Origin of the sequence: Palleronia rufa, from assembly GCF_000743715.1 — a bacterium.
GTDB lineage: Bacteria > Pseudomonadota > Alphaproteobacteria > Rhodobacterales > Rhodobacteraceae > Palleronia > Palleronia rufa.
In genome coordinates this window covers 603,627-630,572 of the sequence record NZ_JQEY01000001.1, presented here as the reverse complement: position 1 = coordinate 630,572, position 26,946 = coordinate 603,627, and the positions used below count along the sequence as shown (strand labels likewise).

The following is a 26,946-nucleotide window of genomic DNA, read 5'->3' as shown; positions in this document are numbered from 1 at the left end:
GATAAAGGGTCGGTATGACCGACTTCCTAGCCTCCGCGTATCCGTGGCTCAAAACGCTGCACATCCTGTCCTTCACGGCCTGGATGGCAGGACTGTTCTACCTGCCGCGGCTCTTCGTCTATCACGTGGAAACGGCGCGGGACCGGCCCGAGCGTGCGGAATTGTTCCAGATCATGGAGCGCCGCCTGCTGAAGGCGATCATGACTCCGGCCATGCTCTCCACCTGGATTTTCGGCCTGCTGTTGATCGGTACGGGCGCGGTTGACTGGTCTGCGGCGTGGCCCTGGGTCAAGGCTGCGGCTGTGCTGGGGATGACCTGGTTTCACTTCTGGTGCAGCGGTCAACGCGAAGTGCTGGCCGCGGGCGACGTCGACCGGACCGGCCGGTATTATCGCCTGATGAACGAGGTTCCGACCCTCCTGCTGATTGTCATCGTCGTTTCCGTGGTTGCCCGCCCGTTCTGATTGACAAACCTGGGCCTGCGGCTTACCTCTCCGCGACCCGCCGTCCGGCAGGTGTTTCATTCCGACCCACCGCAGCGACCACCGGCCAGACCGGACCGAGGATTTACCATGAGCGACGACCGCGTGAACCTGGCCGACCTGAAGGCGCAGAGCCCCAAGGATCTTCTCAGCCTTGCAGAGGAGCTCGAGATCGAGAACGCTTCGACCATGCGCAAGGGCGAGATGATGTTCTCGATCCTCAAGGAGCGCGCGGACGAGGATTGGATCATCGGCGGCGACGGCGTTCTGGAGGTTCTTCAGGACGGTTTCGGGTTCCTGCGCTCGCCAGAGGCGAACTACCTGCCCGGCCCCGACGACATATATATGAGCCCCGAGATGATCCGCCGCCATTCGCTGAGGACCGGCGACACGGTATCCGGCGTGATTCGCGGCCCCGACGAGAATGAGCGCTACTTCGCCCTGATCGAGGTCGAAAGCATCAATTTCGAGGATCCGGTCAAGGCCAAGCACAAGGTCGCCTTCGACAACCTGACGCCGCTCTACCCAGATGAACGCATGACAATGGAGATCGAGGATCCGACGGTCAAGGACCGCTCGGCCCGGGTCATCGATCTGGTGGCGCCGATCGGCAAGGGGCAGCGTTCCCTGATCGTGGCTCCACCACGAACCGGTAAGACGGTCCTGTTGCAAAATATCGCGCACTCCATCGAGCGCAATCACCCCGAATGCTACCTGATCGTCCTGCTGATCGACGAACGCCCCGAAGAGGTGACCGACATGCAACGATCGGTGAAGGGTGAGGTCGTATCCTCAACCTTCGATGAGCCGGCGACCCGTCACGTAGCCGTCTCCGACATGGTGATTGAAAAGGCGAAGCGCCTTGTCGAACACAAACGAGATGTAGTTATTCTCCTTGATTCAATCACAAGACTTGGTAGAGCCTTTAACACAACCGTACCGTCGTCCGGCAAGGTTCTCACCGGCGGCGTCGATGCAAACGCCCTGCAACGGCCCAAACGCTTCTTCGGCGCCGCCCGGAATATCGAGGAAGGCGGATCCCTGACCATCATCGCCACCGCGCTGATCGACACTGGCAGCCGCATGGATGAGGTCATCTTTGAAGAGTTCAAGGGCACCGGAAACTCGGAAATTGTGCTCGATCGCAAGGTAGCCGACAAGCGCGTGTATCCGGCCATGGATATTCTGAAATCCGGCACCCGGAAGGAAGATCTGCTGGTCGACAAAGTCGATCTGCAAAAGACGTACGTTCTGCGGCGGATCCTCAACCCGATGGGCACGACGGATGCGGTGGAATTTCTGCTGGGTAAGCTCAAGCAGACAAAGACGAATGCCGAGTTCTTCGATTCCATGAATACCTGACCTCGCGCCCGTCATGGATACGATCTTTGCCCAGGCCACTGCGCCCGGGAAGGCGGGCGTCTCGATCGTCAGGATCTCGGGTCCGGACGCTTTCAAGGGCTGTGCCGTGCTATGTGGGACTCTGCCCCAGCCAAGACTGGCAGCTGTACGCAGGATCCGCTCTGTGGCCGGAGAAACGCTCGACAGTGGACTTGTTCTGACATTCGAATCCGGTGCCAGCTTTACCGGAGAAGATGTGGTCGAATTACAGCTGCATGGATCCGTAGCCGTGGTCCACGCTGTCCTGAAAGAACTCCAGACATTTTCCGGGTTTCGCCCAGCCCGCGCCGGCGAGTTTACGCGGCGTGCATTGGACAATCAGAAGTTGGACCTAGCGCAAGTCGAGGGTTTGGCGGATCTCATCGACGCAGAGACCGAACTTCAGCGCAGACAGGCCCAGGAGGTTCTATCCGGGGTTCTGTCGAAAAAAATCGAAGTTTGGCGCAAGCTCCTTGTCGAAGCTGCCGCGCTCGTCGAAGCCACCTTGGATTTTTCCGATGAAGATATTCCTGTCGACGTAACCCCTGATGTACTGAACCGGGTTGCGGCAGTTGTATCCGATCTGGATCAGGAATTGGCTGGCTATTCGGCGGCCGAACGTATCCGCGATGGTTTCGAGGTCGCGATCATGGGGCCGCCGAACGCCGGGAAGTCGACGCTCTTGAATGCAATCGCACGGCGGCCGGTCGCACTGACCTCGGAAATCGCCGGAACCACCCGCGATGTCATCGAAGTCCGGATCGATCTGCAGGGATTGCCAGTCACTCTTCTAGATACTGCAGGTCTGCGAGAGACAGCCGACCCGCTCGAGGCAGCAGGCATCAACTTGGCGCGATCGCGTGCCCAAGCTGCCGACTTGCGGATCTGGCTGGATTTCGAAGAGACGGTCGTTCCAGACGACATCGATATAATTCTGCGTGCCCGAGATGACGTTGGCGCCAGCGATGGCGTGTCGGGTAAGACGGGAAGCGGCATTTCCCCGCTTCTCGATCGCATCGCGGTACTCCTTTCCGCCCGTGTTCCTCAGAACCGTCTATTGATTCGGGCGCGGCACCGAACTGCAATGGAGGATGCCCGTCGCTATCTAGAAGATTCGCGCCGGATGCTTAAGTTTGGTGGTGCAAATGAGGTGGCCGCAGATGCGCTGCGGAACGCGTCGGCGTCACTGGCGGAGTTGGTCGGCGGTATTGATGTCGACGACCTGCTGGACGAGATTTTCTCGCGGTTCTGCATTGGTAAATAGGATGTTTCACGTGAAACAGTGGAAGATTATCGTCGTCGGTGGCGGGCATGCGGGTGTTGAGGCCGCCGCTGCCGCACGTCGAATGGGCGCAGAGGTCCAGCTTATCACCATGTCCGCGGACTCCGTGGGTGTCATGTCCTGCAATCCGGCCATTGGAGGGCTGGGTAAAGGGCATTTGGTCCGAGAAGTTGATGCCTTGGGCGGGGTCATGGGCGTCGCCGCGGATCGGGCAGGTATTCAGTTCCGGCTGCTGAACCGAAGCAAGGGCCCCGCAGTCCAAGGTCCCCGGGCGCAAATGGACCGGCATTTGTATCGTGAGGCTATTCAGTCGGCCATGACCGCGGCCGATATCGTCGTCGTCGAAGCGCAGGTCAGTGATCTATTGATCCGCAATGGCCGGATCGTCGGTGTGGAGACCGACACTGGTGCTTGTCACCACGCAGACGCGGTGGTTCTTACCACGGGCACATTCCTGAACGGGATGATACACGTTGGCGAGATGTCGCGCCCGGGAGGACGGGTCGGCGAACGCGCCGCAAGTGCCCTTGCCGATAGGCTCTATGCGGCAAAACTGCCCATGGGCCGATTGAAAACCGGTACGCCTCCGCGACTGAATGGCAGAACGATAGATTGGGACCGACTGGAGCTCCAGCCAGGAGACGACGACCCGGTCATGCTGTCTTTTCTCAGTAAATCTCCTACCGTTCGGCAGGTCAGTTGCGCGATCACCCATACGAACGAACGAACCCACGATGTCATTCGGCGGAATTTACACCGTTCCGCCATGTACTCAGGCAATATCTCCGGTAAGGGGCCGCGATACTGCCCGTCTATCGAGGACAAGATAGGGCGCTTTGCCGACAAGGACGCACATCAGGTTTTTCTGGAACCAGAGGGGCTGGAAGACGACACAGTTTACCCCAACGGAATATCGACGTCTTTGCCGATCGAGGTGCAAAACGCCTATATTGGAACCATGGTTGGGTTGGAAAACGCGGAGATCCTGCAGCCGGGTTATGCGATCGAATATGATTACGTCGATCCCCGCGCACTTGATCATACGCTTCAGGTTCGTCAGTTGCCGGGTCTCTGGCTTGCCGGGCAGATCAACGGCACAACCGGATACGAAGAGGCGGCGGCTCAGGGACTGGTGGCCGGAATCGGTGCCGTTCGTTTCGCCTCGGGCGCGGAGCCGGTGTCGTTTTCCAGGACGACGTCTTACATCGGCGTGATGCTTGACGATCTGATTACCAAGGGCGTGACGGAACCGTATCGCATGTTCACGTCGAGAGCGGAATTTCGTTTATCCCTCCGAGCGGACAATGCGGATCAGCGACTGACGCCCTTCGGATCGGATCTCGGACTTATTTCGCCGGATCGAAGCGATGCGTTCCGCAGCAAGATGGCAGCGATCCAATGTGCACGATCTTACCTTGAACAACACATGATTTCATCGAAAGAGGCCAGATCTGCGGGAATTGACGTGTCTGCTGACGGGGAAAAACGCTCTGCCGCCGTACTTCTTAGTATTCCGTCCGCCACGCTGGGCGACCTTTCGAAACTTGTTCCGAATTTCGATACACTTGATCGCGATGCTCTTGAGCAAATATCACGGGAGGCTGTCTATGCGAATTACGTAGACCGGCAGAAAAGAGAGGCAGAGCGTCTCCGAATAGATGAAGCGACCGTGATTCCGGAGACATTCGATTACACGAAAGTCGGAGGTCTTTCATCTGAGGCACGTCAGAAGCTGGACACGCACCGTCCGCGGTCACTTGCTGCAGCCGCGCGGATCGAAGGAGTGACCCCTGCCGCGCTCAATGCCGTTCTGCTTTCGCTGAGATCCGCCCAGCGGCGCGTCCCTGTCGGCAGATGAGCGGTGTTTCACGTGAAACATCCGAGCGTCTGAGTAAACTCGCAGATCTTGTTCGTGCGTGGACCCCGAAAATCAACCTGATCTCCAAATCTAGCGTCGGAGATCTAGAGACGCGCCATATAATTGACAGCTTGCAGGTTGCGGAGGCGGCAAACAACGTCCGGGATTGGTGCGACTTGGGTAGCGGCGGCGGATTTCCTGGTCTTGTCGTCGCAATCGTGCACCCTGAAATTCGCGTGACCCTGATCGAATCGGATCAGCGGAAGTGCGTGTTTCTTCGTCATGCGAGCCGGGAACTCGGCCTGTCCGTTACGATCAGGAACGCGCGGATCGAGAATGCAGAGCCGACAGGGGCCGATATCGTGTCGGCACGTGCGCTTGCCCCATTGTCCCAGCTTATTCCTTTGGCTGTAAGACATGGTTCGCCAGACGCGCGTTTCATTTTTCCCAAAGGTGCGTCGTTTCGGCGGGAACTCGATGCCATCCGTTGCGACTGGTCATTCGAGATTGACGTTCGACCGTCAAAAACCGAAAAGGAAGCAGTCATCCTGGTACTGGGAAATATCGAGCGTGCCTGAGGCCCATCCGCCGCAGCCTAAGATTGTCGCCATCGTCAACCAGAAGGGCGGTGTCGGAAAGACGACCACTGCCATCAACCTCGGCGCTGCCTTGGCCGGGGCGGGATACCGCGTTGCAATCGTGGACCTGGATCCGCAGGGGAACGCGTCGACAGGACTGGGGATTGATGCAAGCCGACGGGAAACGACAACATACGACCTTCTTCTCGACGGCATGGATCTTTCTTCGGCGTTGCAGTCCAGCAACACTCCGAACCTGTCTATTGTGCCTGCCACGTCGGACCTGAGCTCGGCTGACATCGAGATTTACGCCAAGAAGGCACGGACCACGCTTCTAAAGGACGCGCTGTCGCCCGCGCGGACCGGACCCGTCGGTCTCGACTACATTTTCATCGACTGTCCGCCTTCCTTGTCGCTCCTCACGGTCAACGCCATGGTCGCGGCCCATTCTGTCCTGGTGCCATTGCAGAGCGAGTTCTTCGCCCTGGAGGGTCTCAGCCAGCTCATGTTGACGGTTCGTGAAGTGCGGCAGACCGCCAACCCCGACCTCGGCATCGAAGGGATCGTGCTGACCATGTTCGACGGCCGCAACAGGCTGGCACAGGGCGTGCTGGCCGACGCAAAGGAAACTCTGGGCGAGCTTGTCTTCGACACGGTCATCCCCCGAAATGTCCGCGTGAGCGAAGCGCCGTCCTACGCCCAGTCGGTCCTGGAGTACGACCCGGCATCGAAGGGCAGTATCGCCTACGCCGCACTGGCGAAGGAATTCGTCGCCCGGAACCACCTCTGAGGAGATCGCCATGGCTGACAAGAAGGAACAGCGCCGCGGGTTGGGCCGGGGCCTTTCGGCGCTCATGGCGGATATCGACCAGCCAGAGGCCGACCGCGCGCCGGACACGCCACGGCGCGCCGAAACCGCGATCCCTATCGATCTGATCGAACCCAATCCGGACCAGCCCCGCCGCAGTTTCGATCCGGACCGCCTGGAGGAGCTGGCGACATCCATCGCTCAGCGCGGCATCATTCAGCCGCTGATCCTGCGCCGCCATCCCGCAGATCCCAGCCGCTATCAGATCGTCGCCGGCGAACGGCGCTGGCGCGCGGCACAGGTCGCAAAGCTGCACGAGATTCCGGCCATCGTCCGTGAGTTCGACGACATAGAGGTTCTGGAAGTCGCGATTATCGAAAACATCCAGCGCGCCGATCTCAACCCCGTGGACGAGGCGGCAAGCTATCGCCAGTTGATGGATCGGTTCGGGCACACTCAGGAAAAGGTGGCAGAGGCGCTGGGCAAGAGCCGTCCGCACATCGCCAACGCCCTGCGCTTGCTGACGCTGCCCAAGGAGGTTCTGACCTGGTTGGGAGAGGGCAAGCTTACTGCCGGGCACGCCCGTGCGCTGGTCTCGACGGACAGCCCGGCCGAATTGGCGCGGCAGGTGATCGCCAAGGGCTTGTCCGTACGCGCGACAGAGGCGCTGGCCCGCAGGCCCAAGACCGCCACCACCGCCCGTTCGTCGCCGCGCATCGCGCCGGATAAAGACGCCGACACCCGCGCGCTGGAGCAGGATCTGAGCGCCGCGCTGGGCATGAAAGTATCCGTCGAGCATACGGGTTCCGGCGGGCGCGGGCGGATCACGATCGACTACGCGTCGCTCGATGAGCTCGACACGCTCTGTCAGGCCCTGTCGCGGGGCGGCGACTAGACCATGAGTTCGCGCAGGATGGCATTGAGCAGGGGCCGGCCTTTCCGGCTCAGCCGCAGAACCGGACCATCCAGCTCGATCAGCCCATCCTCTTGCAGGACATCCAGATTGCGGGGCCGGTAGTCGATCTGGCGCAGGTCCACGCCCGCATGGACCCTGAGCCCCATCATCAGCCGCTCTTCCGCGGCATCGCGCGGCGTCAGGGGGGCAGTCGTCTCGACGCCCGTTCTGCGCTGCACCGCAAATAGCCAGGCGAGCGGCGCGGACAGCGCTTCGGTCGCATGGCGCGTGCCGTCCTGCGTCACCCGGCCATGGGCGCCCGGGCCGATGCCGATGTAATCGCCTCCGGTCCAGTAGGTCAGGTTGTGCCGCGACTCCGCCCCCGGCCGCGCATGGTTCGAGACCTCATAGGCCGGCAGGCCCGCCGCCTCTGTCAGGTTCTGGGTGATGTCCCAGAGATCGGCGGCGCGATCCTCGTCCGGCAGACCCGCCAGCCCGCCCCTGGCCAGGCGGTCGCCAAAGGCCGTCCCGTCCTCGATCGTCAGTTGATAGAGCGACAGGTGATCCGCCGCCATGCCGAGCGCGCGGGTCAGTTCCGCCTCCCATGCCGCGGGGCTCTGGTCCTGCCGGGCATAGATCAGATCGAAGCTTACCCGCCCGAACGTCTCCTGCGCCACGTCGAACGCCGCGCGCGCTTCCGACACACTGTGGAGCCGTCCGAGCCGCGCCAGGTCGCCATCGTCCAGCGCCTGTATTCCCATCGATACGCGGTTCACCCCGGCCGCGCGATAGCCGCGAAACCGGCCTGCCTCGACGGAGGTCGGGTTCGCCTCCAGCGTGATCTCCACGTCGTTGGCGAAGCGCCAGGCCCGTTGCGCCCCGTCGATGACCGATGCCACCGTCTCGGCCTCCATCAGGCTGGGCGTGCCTCCGCCAAAGAAGATCGACCCGACCTCAACCTCTGGGATGTTCGAAGAATATCTTTTTATTTCAGATGCGTAGGCATCCCTCCATGCCGCCTGATCGACCTGCCTCACCACATGCGAATTGAAGTCGCAATAGGGGCACTTGGCCTGACAGAACGGCCAGTGGACATAGAGTGCGATCCTACGCAAAGGACCCCGCGATCAGCCGCGCGAAGGCGTCGGCCCGGTGAGAGATCCTGTTCTTTTCCCAGCGGTCCATCTCGCCGAAGGTCTGGTCGTACCCGTCCGGCTGGAACACCGGGTCATAGCCGTGGCCCTGTCTCCCGCGCATGGGCCAGACGATCCGCCCCTCCATGGTGCCGGGATAGACCTCGTCATGGCCGTCGGGCCAGGCCAGCACCAGCGTGCAGCAGAATCGCGCCTGCCAAGGTTGCGCCGCGCCGCTGGCTATGAGTTCGCGATGCGCCCGCTCCATGGCCATGCCGAAGTCGCGCCCCCGGCCCGTTTCGGCCCAGTCGGCTGTCCACACACCCGGTCGGCCCCCCAGCGCGTCTATCTCAAGCCCGCTGTCGTCGGACAACGCGGGCAGGCCCGTCGCCCTGCAAGCGGCATGTGCCTTGATGCGGGCGTTCTGGACGAACGTCGTCCCGGTCTCCTCCGGCTCCGGCAGTCCGTGGTCCGCGTTGGATGTGATCGCCAGCCCGTAGGGCGCCAGCAGATCCGCGATCTCTTCCAGCTTGCCGCGGTTGTGGGTGGCGACCAGCAGGCGGTCGCCGTCGAACCGTCTCACGCCACGGCCTCTTTCTGCGCCGTCACAAGCGTGTCCACGCCCAGCTCGGCCAGATCCAGAAGGCCTGACATCTGCTCGCGCGAAAAAGTCGCGCTCTCGCCGGACATCTGCACCTCGATCAGCCGTTTGGCGCCGGTCAGGACAAAATTCCCGTCCACGCCGGCTTCGCTGTCCTCCGGGTAGTCCAGATCGAGCACCATCTGCCCGGCGTAAAGGCCGCAACTGACCGCCGCCACGTGGTCGGTTATCGGATCCATGGACAGGTCCCCGGCCTTCAACAGCCTGTTCACCGCCAGCCGCAACGCCACCCAGCCGCCGGTGATGGACGCGCAGCGCGTTCCGCCATCGGCCTGGATCACGTCGCAATCGACGGTGATCTGCCGCTCTCCCAACGCGTTGCGGTCCACGGCGGCGCGGAGCGACCGCCCGATCAACCGCTGGATCTCCTGCGTGCGGCCCGACTGGCCGTTCTTCGCCTCGCGCCGGCCGCGGGTATGGGTGGCGCGCGGCAGCATCCCGTATTCCGCTGTTACCCAACCCTGTCCGGAATTGCGCATCCAGGGCGGCACGCGCTCTTCCAGCGATGCGGTGCACAGCACGTGCGTGTCGCCGCAACGGATCATGCACGACCCTTCGGCATGGCGCGTCACGTCCGTTTCGATTGAAATCGGGCGCATGTCGCTTAACTGTCTACCGGACGGACGCATCGGGCTTCTCCTGCAAGGTTCGCGTCCTGATATGTCTCCGGCGAGCGGAGGCGCAACCCCGTTGACCGAGCCGGAATGAGCACGGATCCTGACCGAACGTCCCTGATGGCCGACATGAACGACCGGACGCGAGAGGTGTTTCGCCGCGTCGTCGAGGGGTACCTTGAATCCGGCGATCCCGTCGGCTCTCGCACGTTGACCCGCACCATGTCGGAGAAGGTCTCCGCCGCGACGATCCGCAACGTCATGCAGGATCTGGAGTTTCTGGGCCTTCTGGACAGCCCGCACGTCTCCGCCGGGCGGGTGCCCACGCAGCAGGGCCTCAGGATGTTCGTGGACGGGCTGCTTGAGATCGGCAATCTGGGCGATGAGGACCGCGCCCGGATCGACGAAACGCTCGGCTCGAACGAACGCGACGTGGGGACGCTGCTCGACCGTGTGGGATCTGCGCTGTCGGGGGTGACCTCCGGCGCCAGCCTGGTGCTGACCCCCAAGCATGAGGCACCGATCCGCCATATCGACTTTGTCTCCCTGGGGCAGGATCGCGCGCTGGTGGTGCTGGTGTTCGCGGACGGCCACGTGGAAAACCGCGTCTTCGCCCCGCCGCCCGGCCAGACCCCGTCCTCGATGCGGGAGGCCGCGAATTTCCTCAACGCCATGGCGGAGGGCAAGACGCTGTCGGAGCTGCGCGACCGCATCGGCCGCGAGATCGAGAGCCACCGGCGGGAGCTCGACGCATTGGCGACCGCCATGGTCGATACCGGCCTGGCCGTCTGGGACAATGAGGGTGAGCCCTATGAGCGGCTGATCGTGCGCGGCCGCGCCAACCTGCTGGGAGAGACCGAGGCGGCGGATCTGGAACGCGTCCGCTCGCTCTTCGACGACCTGGAGCGCAAGCGCGACATCGCGGAGTTCCTGGAACTGACCGAGGAGGGGCAGGGCGTGCGCATTTTCATCGGCTCCGAGAACAAACTCTTTTCGCTTTCGGGTTCCTCTCTGGTGGTCTCTCCATATATGAACGCTGATCGAAAGATCATCGGAGCGGTCGGTGTGATCGGGCCAACGCGGCTCAACTACGGACGGATCGTCCCGATCGTGGATTATACGGCCCAGTTGGTTGGCAAACTGCTGTCGGGCCGAAGCTGACAAGGGGTGTGCATGTCCGACGAGAACGAACGCGATATCCAGGCGGCCATCGACGAGATGCTGAAGGGAGAGACGGACGGCACCGACGGCCCGTCCGAGGCCGACAAGGTGCGCCGCAAGGCCGCGCCCCGCCCCGTCGAAGAGCCCATGGATCTGGACGCGCTGGCCGATGAAGAGCCGCCGGTGGTGGAAGAGACCGACGGCATCGCCGCCGAGGTCGAGGCGCTGCGCGCCGAGAACGCCCAGATGAAGGACCGACTGATCCGTACCCTGGCCGACGCCGAAAACTCCCGCAAGCGCGCCGACAGAGAGCGGCGCGAGGCCGAGAACTACGGCGGCTCGAAGATGGCGCGCGACATGCTGCCGGTCTATGACAACCTTCAGCGTGCCGTTGCCGCCATCCCCGAAGAGTCCCGTGAGGCCAACGCTTCGCTGGTCGAGGGCGTGGAGCTGACCCTGCGCGAGCTTCAGAACGTGTTCAAGAAGCACGGGGTGGAGATCGTCGAGCCGCAGATCGGCGAGACGTTCGACCCCAAGATCCACGAGGCGATGTTCGAGGCCCCGGTGCCCGATTCGGAAAAGGGCCAGATCATCCAGGTGATGACCGTCGGGTTCATGATCCACGACCGGCTGTTGCGCGCCGCACAGGTGGGCGTCAGCTCCACCCCCAAAACCTGACCGGGCGGGCGGCGTGCACACGGCCGCCGCGCTGTCCCGCCTGGGGACCGAATCCGCGTTCGAGGTTCTGGCCCGCGCCAGTCTCCTGTCCGCCGAAGGCCGCGACATCGTCAACCTCGGGATCGGCCAACCGGATTTCGCCACGCCGGAACATATCGTGGAAGCCGCCGTCCGCGCCCTGCGCGACGGCGCCCACGGCTACACCCCCGCCGCCGGCCTCCCGGCCCTGCGCGAGGCCGTCGCCGCCGATCTCCATCGTCGCAACGGCGCCGACGTCGATCCCGGCCACGTCATCGTCCAGCCCGGCGGCAAGCCCAGCATGTTCTTCGCCGTCCTGTGCTTTGGCGAACCGGGGGCAGAGATCCTCTATCCAGATCCGGGTTTTCCGATCTACCGGTCGGTCATCGACTACACCGGCGCCACGGCCGTCCCTGTCCCCCTGACGGAGGCCACCGGCTTCGCCCTCGACGCCGACGCGATCCTGTCGCGGATCACGCCCCGCACCCGGCTCGTCATCCTGAACTCGCCCGCCAACCCCACCGGCGGCGTGACGCCGAAGACGCAGATCGACGCGCTGGTGGCCGGTCTCGAACGTCACCCCCATGTGGCGGTTCTGTCCGACGAGATCTACTCGCGGATGCTCTACGACGCGCGAGAGCACGTCTCTCTCCTGTCCTACCCGCAGATCCGCGACCGGCTGATCCTGCTCGACGGTTGGTCCAAGACCTACGCCATGACCGGCTGGCGGCTGGGCTACGCCGTCTGGCCCCGGCAACTGGTCGAACCGGTCACGCGGCTCTGCATCAACGACCACTCCTGCGTGAACGCCGCCGCACAGCATGCCGGGATCGCCGCGCTGACCGGCCCTCAGGACGCGGTGGAGGCCATGATGGCCCGGTTCGACGCCCGCCGCCGCGCCATCGTCCCGGCCCTGAACGCCCTTCCCGGCGTGACCTGCAGCGACCCGGCGGGGGCGTTCTACGCCTTTCCGAACATCTCCGGCACGCACCTCACGTCCCACGCGGCGCAGGACCTGCTGCTGGACCGGGCCGGCGTCGCCACCATCTCCGGAACCGCCTTCGGCGCCATGGGCGAAGGCCACCTTCGCCTGTCCTATGCCGCGTCCATGGAGCGGATCGAAGAGGCCCTGTCGCGCATGGCCGCCCTTCTGGACGAAGGCCCGCCACGGCACTGACGACGGAACCGCGCGCGCTTCACGCCGCCGCCGCCGGACGGGCGCGGGGCGCCGCTTACCCTGACGCGCCGTCGCGTCCGGACGGCCGGCCCCGTCGCACGGTTCCGCGACCGTTTCTTTCCGGATCTTCGCGAAACCCCGTTACCCGGTCTCTCCCAGCCGCTTGAGTTCATAGACCAAATCCAGCGCCTCCCGCGGACTCAGATCGTCCGGCCGCACATCTCTTAGCCGCTCCTCCACGCCAGACACGACCGGAGCGGGTGCAGCACGGGCCGAAAACAGCGGCAGGTCGTCGATCAGCGTTTCCTTGCGGCCCGCCACCTCGCCTTGCTCCAGCGCGGCCAGCACCACTCGCGCCCGTTCGACCACCGCTGCCGGCAGCCCCGCCAGCCGGGCCACCTGAACCCCGTAGGAGCGGTCGGCGGCGCCCTTGCGCACCTCGTGGAGAAAGATAACCTCTCCCTCCCATTCCTTCACCGCCACGGTGGCGTTCTGGGCGCCGTCCAGCCGCTCTGCCAGCCGCGTCAGCTCATGATAATGAGTGGCGAAGAGTGCGCGGCACCGGTTTACGTCATGCAGATGTTCCAGTGTTGCCCAGGCGATCGACAGCCCGTCGTAGGTGGCCGTGCCGCGCCCGATCTCGTCCAGGATCACCAGGGCATCCGCGTCAGCCTGGTTCAGGATCGCCGCCGTCTCGACCATTTCGACCATGAAGGTAGAGCGTCCGCGTGCCAGGTCGTCCGCCGCCCCCACCCGCGAAAACAGCTGGCTGACCACGCCGATATGCGCCCGCTCCGCCGGCACGAAGGCGCCCGTCTGGGCCAGAAGCGCGATTACCGCGTTCTGCCGCAGGAACGTGGATTTGCCGGCCATGTTCGGCCCGGTCAGCAGCCAGCAGGCCGGTCCGGTCCCGTCCGACAGATCGCAGTCGTTGGCCACGAACGGCCCCGCCCCCTGCGCACGCAGCGCGCGCTCCACCACCGGGTGCCGCCCGCCGGCCACGTGGAACACGCGGCTGTCGTCGACCATCGGGCGCACCCAGTCGCCGTCTCGCGCCAGGGTGGCAAAGGCAAGATGCAGGTCCAGTTCCGCCAGCGCCCGCGCCGCCTCGCCCACGGAGGCCGCGGCCGCGACCGTTTCGGCCACCAGGCCGGCGAAGATCCGTTTCTCGATCTCCAGCGCGCGGCCGCCGGCGTTCAGGATGCGGGTCTCCAGCTCGCTCAGTTCCACTGTGGTGAAGCGCACCGCGCTGGCGGTGGTCTGGCGGTGGATGAACCGCTCCGACAGGGGCGCCGACAGCATCCTGTCGGCGTGGGTGGCCGTGACTTCGATGAAATAGCCCAGCACGTTGTTGTGTTTGACCTTCAGAGACCCGATGCCGGTGGCTTGCGCGAACTCGGCCTGCATCGCCGCGATCACGCCGCGCCCCTCGTCGCGCAGCGTTCGCGCGTCGTCCAGATCGGCGTCGTGGCCGGGGGCCACGAACCCGCCGTCCCGCGCCAGAAGCGGCGGTTCGGCCACCAGAGCGGCGTCCAGCCGGTCCACCAGCGCCCCGTGCCCGCCCAGCCGCGCGGCGACGCCACCCAGCGCCTCCGGCAGATCGGCATCGCCCAGGCGGTCATGCAGCCCCCCGGCCCGCGCCAGCCCGTCCCGGATCGCCGCCAGATCCCGCGGACCGCCCCGGTCGAGCGCCAGCCGGGACAGCGCCCGCTCCATATCCGGGACCTGACGCAACGCCTCCGCCAGCGCCGCGGCCAGCCCCCGGTCGGCGACCAGCGCCGCCACCGCGTCCTGCCGCGCCCGGATCGTGCCCAGATCGCGTGAGGGGGACGTCAGCCGCCGTTCCAGAAGCCGCCCGCCCGCCGCCGTCACGGTCCGGTCCACCGCGGCCAGGAGCGAGCCCTGCCGCCCGCCGGACAGCGCATGGGTCAGCTCCAGGTTGCGCCGCGTGGCCGCGTCGATCTGCATGACCCGGCCCGCCTCCTCGCGCCGGGGCGGCTGCAACAGCGGCATCCGCGCCTTCTGGGTCATCTCCAGGTAATCGACCAGCGCCGCCATGGCCGACACCTCCGCCCGCCCGAAGCTGCCGAACGCATCCAGCGCGCCCACGCGCCACGTGGCGCAGAGCCGCTTTTCCCCCGATACCGTGTCGAAGGACCCGCGCGACAGGGCGGTGACCGCGCCGCCCAGCTCTTCGACCAGCGGGCGCAGCGCCGTCTCCTCGGCCTCGCTCACCAGCACCTCGCGCGGGGCCAGCCGAGCCAGTTCCGGCCCGAGCCGCACCCGCGGGCAGGGCGTCACGCGGATCTCGCCGGTGGAGATGTCGGCCCAGGCCAGCGCGCCCTCTGCCCTCAGATCCGACCAGGCGGCCAGGAAGTTGTTGCGCCGCGCGTCCAGCAGGCTGTCCTCGGTCAAGGTGCCCGGGGTGACCAGACGCACCACCTCGCGCCGGACCACGGATTTGGACCCGCGCTTCCTGGCCTGGGCCGGGTCCTCCATCTGCTCGCACACCGCCACGCGGAACCCCTTGCGGATCAGCGTCAGAAGGTAGCCCTCGGCGGCGTGGACGGGCACGCCGCACATGGCGATGTCCTGGCCCAGATGCTTGCCGCGCTTGGTCAGCGCGATGTCGAGCGCCGCCGCCGCGGCCACGGCATCGTCGAAGAACAGCTCATAGAAATCACCCATCCGGTAGAACAGCAGCGCGTCCGGATGCCCCGCCTTGATCTCCAGGTACTGCGCCATCATCGGCGTCGGTGCGTCGGCCATCCGTCCCTCCCCCAGAGCCGCGCCATGACTAGCGCGGATCGCGGAGCCGTGCCACCGATCCTAACCCGCCTCGGCGGCCTCCACCGCCTCGGCCATCATCCTGCGCGCCTCCTCGGCGTCGCCGCGGCCCACGATGTCGAAGGGCCGCTCGATCATCCGGTTGTAGGTGTCGAAGAATTCCTCGATGTCCCAGGCAAAGCCCTCGCGCAGCTCTTCCAGCTCGTGCACCTGGCCGAACACCCGGCTCATGGTCGCCACCGCCACCACCCGGTCGTTGCGCACCATCTCGCCGCTCTCGTCGTTGGACATCTTCAGCACGCCGATCAGCCGCGCCTCGATCAGCGACCGCGCGGGCACCTCCCCGGCGGTGATCAGCACGATGTCCAGCGCGTCCCCGTCCGGGGCCAGGGTGTTGGGCACGAAACCGAAGGAGAACGGAAAGGTCACCCCCTCCGGCAATTCCAGGGCGATCTTCACCAGCCCCTTGTCGTCGATATCGTATTTGTGGCGCGATCCCTTCGGCGTCTCGACGAAGACATTCACCGTGTCGTCGCTCGCCCGCGGCGGCACGCTCTTCAGATCATCCGAAAACATGGGCTCTCCTTCCGTATCCGTTTCGACATTCGCGCCCGAGGCGCAGCTTTTGGTCTGGAGCTTTCCGACCCCCTCATGCCACCTAGGGCCTCTGGCCGGTCAGGGAGGGTCGCTTGGTCAAGAAATTCACCGAAGAGGAGGCGCTCGCCTTCCACATGCACCCTCGGCCGGGCAAGTTCGACATCGCCGCCAGCGTGCCCATGTCCACCCAGAAGGACCTGAGCCTGGCCTATTCGCCCGGCGTCGCGGTGCCCTGCCAGCGGATCGCCGAAGAGCCGGGACAGGCCTACGACTACACCAACAAGGGCAACCTGGTGGCGGTGATCTCCAACGGGACGGCGGTGCTGGGGCTGGGCAATCTGGGGGCCCTGGCCTCCAAGCCGGTGATGGAGGGCAAGTCGGTGCTCTTCAAGCGCTTCGCCGACGTGAACTCCATCGACATCGAGCTCGACACCGAGGATCCGGACGCCTTCTGCGCCGCGGTCCGCCTGATGGAGCCGACCTTCGGCGGCATCAACCTGGAGGACATCAAGGCGCCCGAGTGTTTCATCATCGAGCAGCGCCTGAAGGAAGAGATGGACATCCCGGTGTTCCACGACGACCAGCACGGCACCGCCGTGATCTGCGCCGCCGGTCTGATCAACGCGCTGCACATCTCGGGCAAGGACATCGCCGACGTGCGGATCGTGCTGAACGGCGCCGGCGCGGCCGGCATCGCCTGTCTGGAATTGCTCAAGGCGATGGGGGCCACACCGGACAACTGCATCATGTGCGACACCAAGGGGGTGATCTGGCAGGGCCGCACCGACGGCATGAACCAGTGGAAATCGGCCCATGCCGCGCGCACCGACGCCCGCACGCTGGCCGAGGCGATGGACGGCGCCGACGTGTTCCTGGGCGTCAGCGTAAGGGGCGCCGTGACCCAGGACATGGTGCGGTCCATGGCCCGCGACGCGGTGATCTTCGCCATGGCCAACCCGGACCCGGAGATCACGCCGGAGGACGTCCATGCCGTGCGTGAGGACGTGATCGTTGCCACCGGGCGGTCCGACTACCCCAACCAGGTCAACAACGTCCTGGGGTTTCCCTATCTCTTCCGCGGCGCGCTCGACATCCAGGCCCGGGCGATCAACGACGAGATGAAGATCGCCTGCGCAGAGGCCCTGGCAGCCCTCGCGCGCGAGGACGTGCCCGACGAGGTCGCCGTAGCCTACGGCCGGCAGCTCAAGTTCGGACGCGACTACATCATACCCACCCCGTTCGATCCGCGGCTGATCTGGCGCATTCCGCCCGCTGTCGCCCGCGCCGGCATGGACACCGGTGCCGGGCGCCGCCCCATCGTGGATATGGACGGGTACGAAAAGCAGCTTCTGGCGCGGATGGATCCGACCTCCTCGATCCTTAACGGCATTTTCGCACGGGCCCGCGCCCGGCAGGCCCGGATGATCTTCGCCGAAGGCGACGACCTGCGCGTGCTGCGCGCCGCCATCGCCTACCACCGCGACGGGCTGGGCGAGTCGATCGTCGTGGGCCGGGAGCCGGACATTCGCCAGAAACTGGCCGCCGAGGGTCTGGAGTCCGCCATGCGGCACCTGTCGATCGTCAACGCCGCCACCACCGAGAACCTGGACACCTACAAGGAATTTCTCTACGCCCGGCTCCAGCGAGAGGGCTACGACGGCGCCGACATCCACCGGCTCGCCGCGCGCGATCGCCACGTTTTCGCGGCGCTGATGCTTGCCCATGGCCACGGCGATGCCATGGTGACGGGAGCGACGCGCAAGTCGGCCCATGCGCTCGACCTGATCAACCATGTGTTCGACGCGCGTCCCCAGGACGGGGCCGTGGGCATCACCGCGGTGCTCAGCGGCAACCGGATCGTGCTCATCGCCGATACGCTGGTCCATGAATGGCCGGACCAGAACGATCTGGCCAACATCGCCTGCCGCGGTGCGGACGTCGCCCGCGCGCTGGGGCTGACGCCGCGCGTCGCGTTCGTGAGCTTCTCGACCTTCGGCTATCCGGTGTCCGAACGGGCCGAGAAGATGCACCTGGCTCCGCAGGTGCTCGACGCCCGGAACGTCGATTTCGAATACGACGGAGAGATGACCGTGGACGTGGCGCTGAACCCGCAGGCGATGCGCGCCTATCCCTTCTGCCGTCTGACCGGCCCCGCGAACGTGCTGGTGGTGCCGGCGCGGCATTCGGCCTCCATCTCGGTCAAGATGATGCAGGAAATGGCGGGAGCGACGGTCCTGGGCCCGATCCTGACCGGGCTCGACAGGCCGGTCCAGATCGCCTCCACCGGCATGGGACCGTCGGACATCCTGAAAATGGCGGCCATCGCCGCCTGCGACATGGCCTGACGATCTTTGGTCCAAAGATCGCGTCGACGCCGGCGGCTCAATCCCGGCGTCGGCGGTCGCATCCCGCCGGCCGCCGACGTGTGTCTCGACACCAGGACGGCCAGGGCGTGACCTGCCACGGGATTTGTACTCCCCCGTTGACGAGAGTCCGGCCCCGCTCAAGGACGGACAATGAAGCGAACGAGAGTCACGGACGAACGGATCGTCGGCATACCGGCCGGCCGCGAAGCTGGCGCGACCTGCGCTGACCCGTGCCGCGAGCACGGCATGTCGGAAGGCGCCTTTTGCAACTGGAAGGCCAGGTCGGTGGCATGACTGTGTCGGCGATGAAGGAGCTGGTTTCAAAAAAGCGGTGGCGCCTGCCGTGACGCGCGAGGCGGTCGCGCATCCGGGGTCCCGGCCCGGGCTCCCGGAACGGCGGGCGTGACGTATGGCCGGGGCGGATCGCAAGACGGTCCGCGACGTGGCGCGGCGTGCTCCGGACACGGAGCCGCGCGGTCGGCTGCGAAACGTGGCGCATGAGCGCCGCCGGTTTGGCTGTCGGCGGCTCTTCGTCTCATTGCGCCGCGAGGGCGAGCCGTCCGGGATCTATCGGCTCTACCGCGAAGAGGGATCGACGGTGCGCGCACGGAAAGCCCGGCGCAAGGCCGTCGGAACACGGGCACCGATCCCGGTCGAGGCGCGGCCCCTCCCGTCGTTTGCCGCGCAAACGACTGCCGGTCGACGGGATCGCCGGATTTCGTGCATGACCCGTTCGCCAATGGCCAGCGCTTCCGGGTGCTTGATGCGGTCGACGACGTCGCCCGTGAGTGTCTCGCCGCGATCCCGTCCGCCATCGGCCCCGGACCGGTGGCGGACCGATGGCTCACCCTCGATCTCGGGGCGCCGTGCTGGCCGCCCCGATCGAGCGGCGCGGCAAGCCCGGCATGATTGTCAGCGACAACGGCCCGGAACCGACCTCCGACGCCATCCTGCGCTGGTGGTCCGAGCGCCGGATCGAATGGCATTGCACCGCGCCGGGAAGGCCGATGCGGAACGGCGTCGTCGAAAGCTTCAACGGGCGGATGCGGGATGGACCGCTCGACGAGACCATGTTCCGGACCCTGGCTCACGCACGCGCCGTGATCGCCGCCCGGGCCGCAGACCATGACACGGAGCGCCCGCACCCGGCGTTGGTTTGCCAGACCCCGGCCGACGACGCGCAGACCCCGACCACCGCAATCGCCCGCCCCGCCGCGCGCGATGAAACCTCCGCGCGCCGGGCGATTGCTCAAACCGCGCCGATCGGCGTAAACACCAACCGGGCTCCAGTGGCGGCTGGACGAATGTTCAGCGGCAGGTCAGGCGCGCCCGGTCCCGTCAGCTGCCGGTCTTCGGCACGAACGGCGCGTCGTCGCCCCACAGCTGGCGGACCCGCTGGTCCCGGGCGCAGCCGGCACGGTATTTCTTGTAGGCCTCGGCCTTGGGCACGCCCACGCCGAACCGGGTGACGGCCACGCGCTCTTGCGACTTGTAATAATCCTGGTGGTAGTCGTCGACCGGGTAGAAGGTGCCGGCGTCGCGGATCGGGGTGACGATCCGTTTGCCGAGCTCCCGTTTCGCAGCCAGTTTGGCGGCCTCCGCCGCCTGGCGCTGGGCGGGGGTCTCCACGTAGATCGCGGTGGTGTAGGCCCGGCCCCGGTCGCAGAACTGGCCGCCTGCGTCCGTCGGGTCGATCGAGCGAAAGAACAGGTCGTAGATCTGCCGGTAGCTCACCTCGGTATCGTCGAACGGCACCTTCACCGCCTCGATATGGTCGCCGTGGGCCGGGTAGGTGGGCGCTTTCGTCGTGCCCCCGGTAAAGCCGGAGATCACGTCTCCGACACCGGCGACCTTCTCGAAATCGGCCTCGACGCACCAGAAGCACCCGCCGGAGAGGTAGGCGGTCTGCTGTGCGGCTTGCGCGGCGCCGGTCGCGGCGGCCAGCGCCAGGGCGGCAAGGGCGGCTTTCATGTATGTCATCGGAACGTCCTCCTTCGGGCCTTACCCTTTCCGCCCCGGCGCCCTGCCGCAAGTCACCGGCGCGTGACCTCACCCGCGGGTGAACGGCTGAAAAATCTTTTGCCTTCGTGAAACCATCGGCCGCCGCGCTCCGTGGTTAACGGCACAAGTCATTCAGGAAGGGACCAACCCATGAAGACGATCCTGCTCTCCACCGCATTCTCCGCGCTTGCCACCGGCGCCTTCGCCGCGGCCCACGCCATGTCGCCCGCCGTCGCCGCGTCCGACCAGGACGTGTCGAACGGCATCGTCTCCGCCGAGACCGTCACCGCCGCCGAAAACGGCTGGCTGGTCGTCCACCGCACCGACGCCGAGATGAAGCCCGGCCCGGTGGTCGGCTACGCGCCGCTCCGCATGGGCGAGACCGCGGATGTCGCGGCGATCCTCCAGGAAGACGTGGCACCGGGCGACATGTTGATGCTCATGGTCCATTCGGAGGCGGGCGGCACGGCCAAGGGCGTGTTCGAATACACCCTGGGCGCCACCGAAGACGGCCCCGTCAAGCCAGAGGGCGACCTCGTGATGGCGACGATCACCGCCCAGTAAGCGGGTGTGTGACGGTCCTGCCCCGGGGAGTCTTCGGCGGCAGGAAAACGGCCCGCGGCGTGTAACCCCTCGCCGCGGGCCTCCGATCTGGATGTGCTGGAACGGTGCGGCCCGCCGCGCTGCCGGTTCCTCGGGGACGGCGACCAGCGCGCCGTCCCTCTTGCGTTACGCGCCCCGTGGCGGCACCAATCGGTCATGGTCACCCATGCCTCTCTCGAAGATCCGCGCAACGCCGACATTCTGATCTGGGTGAACGGCACGCTGACGCCGCGCGACCGCGCCACGGTCTCGGTCTACGATTCCGGTTTCCTCCTGGGCGACGGTGTATGGGAAGGGCTGCGCCTCCACCAAGGGCGCTGGGCCTTTCTGGACGACCATCTCGACCGGCTGTTCGAGGGTGCCCGCGCCATCGACCTGGAGATCGGCATGGACCGGACCGCCCTGGCGGATGCGCTCGACCGGACCCGCGCCGCGAACGGCATGGCGGACGATGCCCATGCCCGGCTGATGGTCACCCGCGGGCTCAAGCTGCGGCCGTTCCAGCACCCGTCGCTGTCGGTCTCCGGCCCGACCGTGGTCATCATCGCGGAGCATTCCGTCCCGTCGATCCCCAAGCCGATCCGCCTGGCCACCGTGCCCCACCTGCGCGGCCTGCCCATGACCCAGGATCCCAAGCTCAATTCCCATTCCAAGCTGAACTGTATCCTCGCCTGCATCGCCGCGGAAAAGGCCGGCGCGGATGAGGCGCTGATGCTCGACATCCACGGTTTCGTGAACACCACCAATGCCTGCAACCTCTTCGTCGTCCGTAAGGGCGAAGTCTGGACCTCCACCGGCGACTACTGCATGAACGGGATCACCCGTCGCAAGGTCATCGACCTGTGCCGCGCCGACGGCATACCGGTGTTCGAACGCAACTTCTCCCTGGTGGACGCCTACGGCGCGGATGAGGCGTTCCTCACCGGCACGTTCGGTGCGCAGACGCCCGTGGGTCAGATCGACGGCCGGGTGATCGGGACCGCGGCCGGTCCGGTCACCCTGCGCATCCGGGACCTCTACGCCGATCTCGTCCGCCGCGATACCGCATGCTGATCGCCGGCTGGTCCGGGCCGCGCAATCTCTCCACGGCGATGATGTACGCCTTTGCCGCCCGCGGCGACTGCGCCATCCGGGATGAGCCCTTCTATGCGCCCTATCTGGCCGAGAGCGGAGCCGACCACCCGATGCGCGCGGCGATCCTGACCGCGCATCAGACCGACCCGGCCCGGGTGATCGCCGATTTTTCAGCGAAAAATCGTCCCCACACGTATCTCAAGCTCATGGCCCATCACATGACGCCCGCCATGCCGCTGGATTGGGCCGAAACGGCCGCCCACCTGCATCTGATCCGCCACCCGGCCCGTGTGATCGCAAGCTACGCCGCCAAGCGGGAAGAGCCGACCCTGGACGACATCGGACTTCCCCGGCAGCGCGCCCTCTTCGAACGGTTCGGCGGCCCGGTTCTGGACAGCGCGGATATTCGCGCCGACCCCGCGGCCATGCTCCGCGCCGCCTGCGCCGCCCTGGGGATCGACTGGACCCCGGACATGCTGTCCTGGCCCGCGGGGGGACATCCCTCTGACGGGATCTGGGCCGCGCATTGGTACGGCGCCGTCCATGGCTCGACCGCGTTCGCCGATCCCGAAGGGCCGCTGCCCGTGCTCGACGGCGCCGCCGCGCGGCTTCTCGACGGCGCGCTGCCGCTCTACGAGTCCCTCCACGCGCATCGCCTCACGCCGGAGTGACTCCCCCCGCCACCGCCGTGCGCTAGGCTCATTCACGGAAGAACCGGAGAGCGCCATGCCCGACCGCCGCACCGTCCTGAGGTCCGCCACCGCCGCCGTTCTGGCCGGCGCCCTGCCCAAGGGCCGGCTTCATGCGCAGGGCACCGGTCCCGTGGTCCTGGTCACCGGCACCAGTTCCGGGTTCGGCCGGCTCACGGCAGAGAGCTTCGCCCGCGCCGGATACCGAACCGTCGCGACCATGCGCAACGTCGGCGGGGAAAACGCAGAGGCCGCCCGCGCCCTGGGGCACATGGCCCGCGCCGAAGGGCTGGAGCTGACGGTCATCGACATCGACGTGTCCGACGACGCCTCCGTCGCGGAGGGCCACGCCCGCGCCGCCGCGCAGGTCGGTCCGGTGGAGATCCTCGTCTCCAACGCCGGCGTCGGCATCCCCCTGCCCGCGGCCCTGTCCATGGAGGCCACCCGGGAGGTGATGGAGACCAACTTCTATGGCGGCCTGCGCATGGCCCATGCCGTGCTGCCCGCCATGCGAGAGCGGGAACGCGGACTGCTGATCCAGGTCACCAGCGCGCTCGGCCGCTACACACTGCCGCTTTATGGCGCCTATTGCGCGTCGAAACATGCGCTGGAGGCGGCGTTCACGGCCCTCGCCTACGAAATGCACCCGTTCGGGATCGAAACCACCATCGTCCAGCCCGGCGGATACGATACCCGGTTCAAGGAGAACGCGGCCCGCGACGTCGCGCGCTACCGCGACCGGATCCCGCCGGAGCGGCAGGCACCCTATGCCGATCACCTCGACGCCGTGGGCAACATCCTGGCGAACACCCCGACACCGCCTCCGCAGCAGATCGCCGACGCGATCCTGGCAGTGGCGGAGATGCCGCGCGGCGCGCGGCCGCGGCACGTGGCCGAGGGGCCGGGCATGTCGGATCTGCCGCCCCTGAACGACCGGCTCCGGGAGGTGACCGAGCAGAGCACCCGCAACTACCTCCGCAGGCCCGGCTGGATCACCCTCTGACCGGGCCGAGCCGGATCTGTCCGCCCCTCCGCGGCGGCGGTGGGACTCCTACAGAACTCTTACAGAACACATACGCGGCTCCGACCGTCTTTGCGGCGCGGTTGGCGGGCGGTCTGGGCGGTCAGCCCTCCAGCCGCCGTTTCCGCGCGGCCAGCAGTTTCAGCCGCAGCGCCTGCAACTGGATGAACCCCGCCGCGTCCTTCTGGTCATAGGCTCCGGCGTCATCCTCGAAGGTCACATGTGCCTCCGAATAAAGCGAATGATCGGACCAGCGCCCGACCGTCCGCACCGATCCCTTGTAGAGTTTCAGCCGCACCGTCCCGGTCACATGCCGTTGCGAATGATCTATCGCCGCCTGCAGCATCTCGCGCTCGGGGCTGAACCAGAACCCGTTGTAGATGAGTTCCGCATAGCGCGGCATCAGCTCGTCCTTCAGATGCGCCTGTCCGCGGTCCAGCGTGATCTGCTCGATACCCCGGTGCGCCTCTAGCAGGATCGTACCGCCAGGGGTTTCGTAGATCCCCCGAGACTTCATGCCGACAAAGCGCCCTTCCACCAGGTCGAGCCGGCCCACACCATGCCGGCCGCCCAATTCGTTCAGCTTCGTCAAAAGGTTGGCCGGAGACAGCGCCTGACCGTCAACGCTGACCGCGTCGCCGGTCTCGAACCCGATCTCGACGAACTCGGGCGTGTCCGGCGCATCTTCGGGGTTCGCCGTCCGCTGGTAGACATAGTCCGGCGCATCCTCTGCCGGGTCCTCCAGAACCTTCCCTTCGGAAGAGGTATGCAACAGGTTCGCATCGACCGAGAACGGCGCCTCGCCGCGCTTGTCCCTGGCGATCGGAATCTGGTTTTTCTCCGCGAAATCGAGAAGCTTGGTGCGGCTGGACAGAGCCCACTCCCGCCACGGCGCGATCACCTTGATGTCGGGGTTCAGCGCATAGGCGGCCAGTTCGAACCGCACCTGGTCGTTGCCCTTGCCAGTCGCGCCATGGGCCACCGCGTCCGCGCCTTCTTCCGCCGCGATTTCGACCAGACGCTTGGAGATCAGAGGCCGCGCGATGGAGGTGCCCAGCAGATACAGCCCCTCATAGAGCGCATTGGCCCGGAACATCGGGAACACGAAGTCCCTCACAAACTCCTCGCGCAGATCCTCGATATGGATTGAGGTCGCACCCATCTGCTCGGCCTTTTTCCGAGCCGGCTCAAGCTCTTCGCCCTGCCCCAGATCGGCGGTGAAGGTCACGACCTCGCATCCGTATTCCGTCTGCAGCCATTTCAGGATGATCGAGGTGTCGAGGCCTCCGGAATAGGCGAGCACGACTTTCTTCGGTGCGGACATCGGCATCTCCTGTCTGATCGCCGCGGAGGTAGCGGGAATCCCATGGCCCCACAAGGCCGCGCCCCTTGTCACCGGCTTCACGACGCGCCATGGCAGGGCCATGAGCGACTTCGCAGATACCGCCCTGGCCGTCACCGCGCGGCTGCGCAGCTTGTTTCCGGCGACGCCGCTACAGAAAAACGCCTATCTCAGCCAGAAGTACGGCGCCGAGATCTGGTTGAAGAGAGAAGACCTTTCGCCCGTCCGGTCATACAAGATCCGCGGCGCCTTCAACGCCATGCGCAAGGCGCTCGAGGCCGATCCCGGCCAGTCCATGTTCGTGGCCGCCAGCGCCGGCAACCATGCCCAGGGCGTCGCGTTCAACTGTGCGCATTTCGGCGTCACGGGCGTGATCTTCATGCCGGTCACGACTCCCCGCCAGAAGGTCGACAAGACCCGCGCCTTCGGCGGCAATTCGGTAGAGATCCGGCTTGTGGGCGACTATTTCGATGAGACGCTGCGCGTCGCCCAGGCATTCTGCGCCGAGCGGGGCGCGCATTTTCTGGCGCCGTTCGACGATCCGCATGTGATTGAGGGGCAATCCTCTGTTGCCGTGGAGATGTTGCAGGAGTTGGGCACGCCGCCGGACCTTGTGATTCTGCCGGTCGGAGGCGGCGGCCTGGCGTCCGGGGTAAAACGGTACTTCGACGAGATGGCGCCGGGGGTTCCGCTTTGGCTGGTGGAGCCGGCCGGCGGGGCAAGCCTGACCGCGGCCCTTGCGGTCGGCGCACCCGAAACCCTGCCGCGGGTCGACTCCTTCGTCGATGGCGCGGCTGTGGCGCAGATCGGCCGGAAAACCTTCGATATTCTGCGCCGAATCCCCCCCGATCAGGTCCTTCTGGCGCCTGAGGATCGGATTTGCGTCACCATCCTGGAGATGCTGAACGTCGAGGGCATCGTTCTCGAACCCGCGGGCGCGCTTTCGCTGGATGTCCTGCCGCAGCTTGCCGAGCGAATCCGCGGCAAGCGGGTGGTTTGCGTCACCTCCGGGGGGAACTTCGACTTCGAGCGCCTGCCGGAGGTAAAGGAGCGCGCCCAGCGCTATGCGGGGCTGAAGAAGTACTTCATCCTCCGATTGCCCCAACGCCCGGGCGCCCTGCGCGACTTCCTGGAGATGCTGGGGCCCGACGACGACATCGCCCGGTTCGAGTATCTCAAGAAATCCGCCCGGAACTTCGGGTCCGTGCTGATCGGGATCGAGACCTCCCGCGCCGAGAATTTCGACACGCTCTTCACCCGCCTTGCGGCCGCGGATTTCACCTACCGCGACATTACCTCTGACCAGATCCTGTCCGAATTCCTCATCTGAGGCCCTCCAGCCGCTCGGAAATCTGCGCGCAGGAGGCGTGATAGGCGTCGATGATCGGTCCGACAGAGACGGGCCGCCGCCGGCGTGCCGCGTGTTCTGCCGCGCGGCACAGAGAGGCCAGCCGCACCAGCCCCATGCTTTCTGCGCTGCCCCGGATGAAGTGAAGCTGCTGGCCAAGCGCCTCTGGGTCTGCGGTATCCAGGTTGGCGATGACATCGGCCGTCTCTTCGACAAAGAGGGCGGCGATGTCGCGGAACCATTCGGTGCCGAAATTCGCCTGCATCTCGTCCGTCACGCTCCACTCGATCATCGGGCTTGTCCTCCTTGGCCCGAAGTGTAGCCCGGCGGTCCTAACAAATAGTGTGGGCGGTATTTACCCGGTCTTAAATTTGCCACGGTAGTGACACCCCC

24 protein-coding genes and 1 pseudogene are annotated in these 26,946 nt (G+C 65.9%); 17 read left to right on the top strand and 8 right to left on the bottom strand.

What is annotated here, in order from left to right:
• Nucleotides 1-14: 14 nt before the first annotated feature.
• The 7 genes from hemJ (at nucleotide 15) to KW83_RS02955 (ending at nucleotide 7,283) form a co-directional block, all read left to right on the top strand.
• Complete coding sequence (hemJ, locus tag KW83_RS02980) at nucleotides 15-464, top strand: protoporphyrinogen oxidase HemJ (protein ID WP_036174169.1); 450 nt, start codon at nucleotides 15-17, stop codon at nucleotides 462-464.
• A gap of 108 nt (nucleotides 465-572) precedes the next feature.
• The gene (rho, locus tag KW83_RS02975; RefSeq protein ID WP_036174167.1) at nucleotides 573-1,844 is read left to right on the top strand and encodes a transcription termination factor Rho; all 1,272 of its coding nucleotides are present in this window, start codon (nucleotides 573-575) and stop codon (nucleotides 1,842-1,844) included.
• Between the two features lie 13 nt (nucleotides 1,845-1,857).
• Nucleotides 1,858-3,126 (top strand): tRNA uridine-5-carboxymethylaminomethyl(34) synthesis GTPase MnmE, encoded by a 1,269-nt coding sequence (mnmE, locus tag KW83_RS02970; RefSeq protein WP_036174165.1) that lies wholly within the window; start codon nucleotides 1,858-1,860, stop codon nucleotides 3,124-3,126.
• Nucleotides 3,074-5,002: a tRNA uridine-5-carboxymethylaminomethyl(34) synthesis enzyme MnmG gene (mnmG, locus tag KW83_RS02965; protein WP_235191343.1), complete on the top strand. Its 1,929-nt coding sequence runs from the start codon at nucleotides 3,074-3,076 to the stop codon at nucleotides 5,000-5,002. Before mnmE ends, mnmG begins: the two co-directional genes overlap by 53 nt.
• Nucleotides 4,999-5,580 carry a 16S rRNA (guanine(527)-N(7))-methyltransferase RsmG gene (gene rsmG / locus KW83_RS19550; protein WP_081904418.1) on the top strand — a complete coding sequence of 194 codons (582 nt, stop codon included), beginning with the start codon at nucleotides 4,999-5,001 and terminating at the stop codon, nucleotides 5,578-5,580. The genes mnmG and rsmG overlap by 4 nt, the downstream gene beginning before the upstream one ends.
• A complete protein-coding gene (locus KW83_RS02960; RefSeq protein ID WP_235191342.1) occupies nucleotides 5,573-6,370 on the top strand; it encodes a ParA family protein in 798 nt (265 codons plus the stop codon). Before rsmG ends, KW83_RS02960 begins: the two co-directional genes overlap by 8 nt.
• A gap of 10 nt (nucleotides 6,371-6,380) precedes the next feature.
• Nucleotides 6,381-7,283: a ParB/RepB/Spo0J family partition protein gene (locus tag KW83_RS02955; protein ID WP_036174159.1), complete on the top strand. Its 903-nt coding sequence runs from the start codon at nucleotides 6,381-6,383 to the stop codon at nucleotides 7,281-7,283.
• On the opposite strand, the gene hemW is transcribed toward KW83_RS02955, so the two are convergent.
• Genes hemW through rph form a run of 3 tightly spaced genes read right to left on the bottom strand, consistent with a single transcriptional unit; the run spans nucleotide 7,280 to nucleotide 9,706 of the window.
• Complete coding sequence (gene hemW / locus KW83_RS02950; protein ID WP_036174156.1) at nucleotides 7,280-8,398, bottom strand: radical SAM family heme chaperone HemW; 1,119 nt, start codon at nucleotides 8,396-8,398, stop codon at nucleotides 7,280-7,282. The two genes, KW83_RS02955 and hemW, sit on opposite strands and share 4 nt — an antisense overlap.
• A complete protein-coding gene (gene rdgB, locus KW83_RS02945) occupies nucleotides 8,391-8,999 on the bottom strand; it encodes an RdgB/HAM1 family non-canonical purine NTP pyrophosphatase (RefSeq protein ID WP_036174154.1) in 609 nt (202 codons plus the stop codon). Before rdgB ends, hemW begins: the two co-directional genes overlap by 8 nt.
• Entirely contained in the window at nucleotides 8,996-9,706 is a 711-nt protein-coding gene (rph, locus tag KW83_RS02940) for a ribonuclease PH (protein ID WP_036174151.1), read from the bottom strand. The genes rdgB and rph overlap by 4 nt, the downstream gene beginning before the upstream one ends.
• 75 nt (nucleotides 9,707-9,781) lie before the next feature.
• Between rph and hrcA the strand changes: the two genes are divergently transcribed.
• The 3 genes from hrcA to KW83_RS02925 all read left to right on the top strand — a co-directional run bounded on the left by hrcA (nucleotide 9,782) and on the right by KW83_RS02925 (nucleotide 12,725).
• Nucleotides 9,782-10,852, top strand: a complete 1,071-nt coding sequence (gene hrcA / locus KW83_RS02935; RefSeq protein ID WP_036174148.1) for a heat-inducible transcriptional repressor HrcA — start codon at nucleotides 9,782-9,784, stop codon at nucleotides 10,850-10,852.
• Nucleotides 10,853-10,999: 147 nt separating this feature from the next.
• Nucleotides 11,000-11,530: a nucleotide exchange factor GrpE gene (locus KW83_RS02930; protein ID WP_036174914.1), complete on the top strand. Its 531-nt coding sequence runs from the start codon at nucleotides 11,000-11,002 to the stop codon at nucleotides 11,528-11,530.
• Nucleotides 11,531-11,543: 13 nt separating this feature from the next.
• Nucleotides 11,544-12,725 carry a pyridoxal phosphate-dependent aminotransferase gene (locus KW83_RS02925; RefSeq protein WP_036174144.1) on the top strand — a complete coding sequence of 394 codons (1,182 nt, stop codon included), beginning with the start codon at nucleotides 11,544-11,546 and terminating at the stop codon, nucleotides 12,723-12,725.
• A 141-nt stretch (nucleotides 12,726-12,866) separates the two neighbouring features.
• Here KW83_RS02925 and mutS read toward each other — a convergent pair whose 3' ends face one another.
• Together mutS and KW83_RS02915 are read right to left on the bottom strand one after the other, a co-directional pair.
• Nucleotides 12,867-15,494 (bottom strand): DNA mismatch repair protein MutS, encoded by a 2,628-nt coding sequence (gene mutS, locus KW83_RS02920; protein ID WP_036174141.1) that lies wholly within the window; start codon nucleotides 15,492-15,494, stop codon nucleotides 12,867-12,869.
• Between the two features lie 60 nt (nucleotides 15,495-15,554).
• Nucleotides 15,555-16,088: an inorganic diphosphatase gene (locus KW83_RS02915; protein WP_036174138.1), complete on the bottom strand. Its 534-nt coding sequence runs from the start codon at nucleotides 16,086-16,088 to the stop codon at nucleotides 15,555-15,557.
• A 155-nt stretch (nucleotides 16,089-16,243) separates the two neighbouring features.
• On the opposite strand from KW83_RS02915, the gene KW83_RS02910 reads away from it, so the two are divergent.
• Both KW83_RS02910 and KW83_RS19545 read left to right on the top strand, forming a co-directional pair.
• Nucleotides 16,244-18,454, top strand: coding sequence for an NADP-dependent malic enzyme (locus KW83_RS02910; protein WP_152563467.1), 2,211 nt, complete (start codon nucleotides 16,244-16,246; stop codon nucleotides 18,452-18,454).
• Nucleotides 18,455-18,625: 171 nt separating this feature from the next.
• Nucleotides 18,626-19,776: pseudogene (locus KW83_RS19545) on the top strand (integrase core domain-containing protein); the annotation flags it as partial.
• 37 nt (nucleotides 19,777-19,813) lie between these two features.
• Here KW83_RS19545 and msrA read toward each other — a convergent pair.
• Entirely contained in the window at nucleotides 19,814-20,455 is a 642-nt protein-coding gene (gene msrA, locus KW83_RS02905) for a peptide-methionine (S)-S-oxide reductase MsrA (protein ID WP_327203949.1), read from the bottom strand.
• Nucleotides 20,456-20,626: 171 nt separating this feature from the next.
• On the opposite strand from msrA, the gene KW83_RS02900 reads away from it, so the two are divergent.
• From KW83_RS02900 to KW83_RS02885, 4 genes are all read left to right on the top strand, one after another.
• Nucleotides 20,627-21,040 (top strand): DUF7282 domain-containing protein, encoded by a 414-nt coding sequence (locus tag KW83_RS02900; protein WP_051928166.1) that lies wholly within the window; start codon nucleotides 20,627-20,629, stop codon nucleotides 21,038-21,040.
• A gap of 195 nt (nucleotides 21,041-21,235) precedes the next feature.
• Complete coding sequence (locus tag KW83_RS02895) at nucleotides 21,236-22,132, top strand: aminotransferase class IV (protein ID WP_036174133.1); 897 nt, start codon at nucleotides 21,236-21,238, stop codon at nucleotides 22,130-22,132.
• Nucleotides 22,126-22,824 (top strand): sulfotransferase-like domain-containing protein, encoded by a 699-nt coding sequence (locus KW83_RS02890; RefSeq protein ID WP_036174129.1) that lies wholly within the window; start codon nucleotides 22,126-22,128, stop codon nucleotides 22,822-22,824. The genes KW83_RS02895 and KW83_RS02890 overlap by 7 nt, the downstream gene beginning before the upstream one ends.
• Before the next feature lie 55 nt (nucleotides 22,825-22,879).
• A complete protein-coding gene (locus KW83_RS02885; RefSeq protein WP_051928164.1) occupies nucleotides 22,880-23,845 on the top strand; it encodes an SDR family oxidoreductase in 966 nt (321 codons plus the stop codon).
• Between the two features lie 121 nt (nucleotides 23,846-23,966).
• On the opposite strand, the gene KW83_RS02880 is transcribed toward KW83_RS02885, so the two are convergent.
• Nucleotides 23,967-25,187: an argininosuccinate synthase gene (locus KW83_RS02880; protein WP_036174127.1), complete on the bottom strand. Its 1,221-nt coding sequence runs from the start codon at nucleotides 25,185-25,187 to the stop codon at nucleotides 23,967-23,969.
• 100 nt (nucleotides 25,188-25,287) lie between these two features.
• Between KW83_RS02880 and ilvA the strand changes: the two genes are divergently transcribed.
• Entirely contained in the window at nucleotides 25,288-26,535 is a 1,248-nt protein-coding gene (ilvA, locus tag KW83_RS02875; protein ID WP_036174124.1) for a threonine ammonia-lyase IlvA, read from the top strand.
• Here ilvA and KW83_RS02870 read toward each other — a convergent pair.
• Nucleotides 26,528-26,845 (bottom strand): Hpt domain-containing protein, encoded by a 318-nt coding sequence (locus KW83_RS02870; RefSeq protein ID WP_036174121.1) that lies wholly within the window; start codon nucleotides 26,843-26,845, stop codon nucleotides 26,528-26,530. The genes ilvA and KW83_RS02870 overlap by 8 nt on opposite strands.
• Between the last annotated feature and the right edge of the window lie 101 nt (nucleotides 26,846-26,946).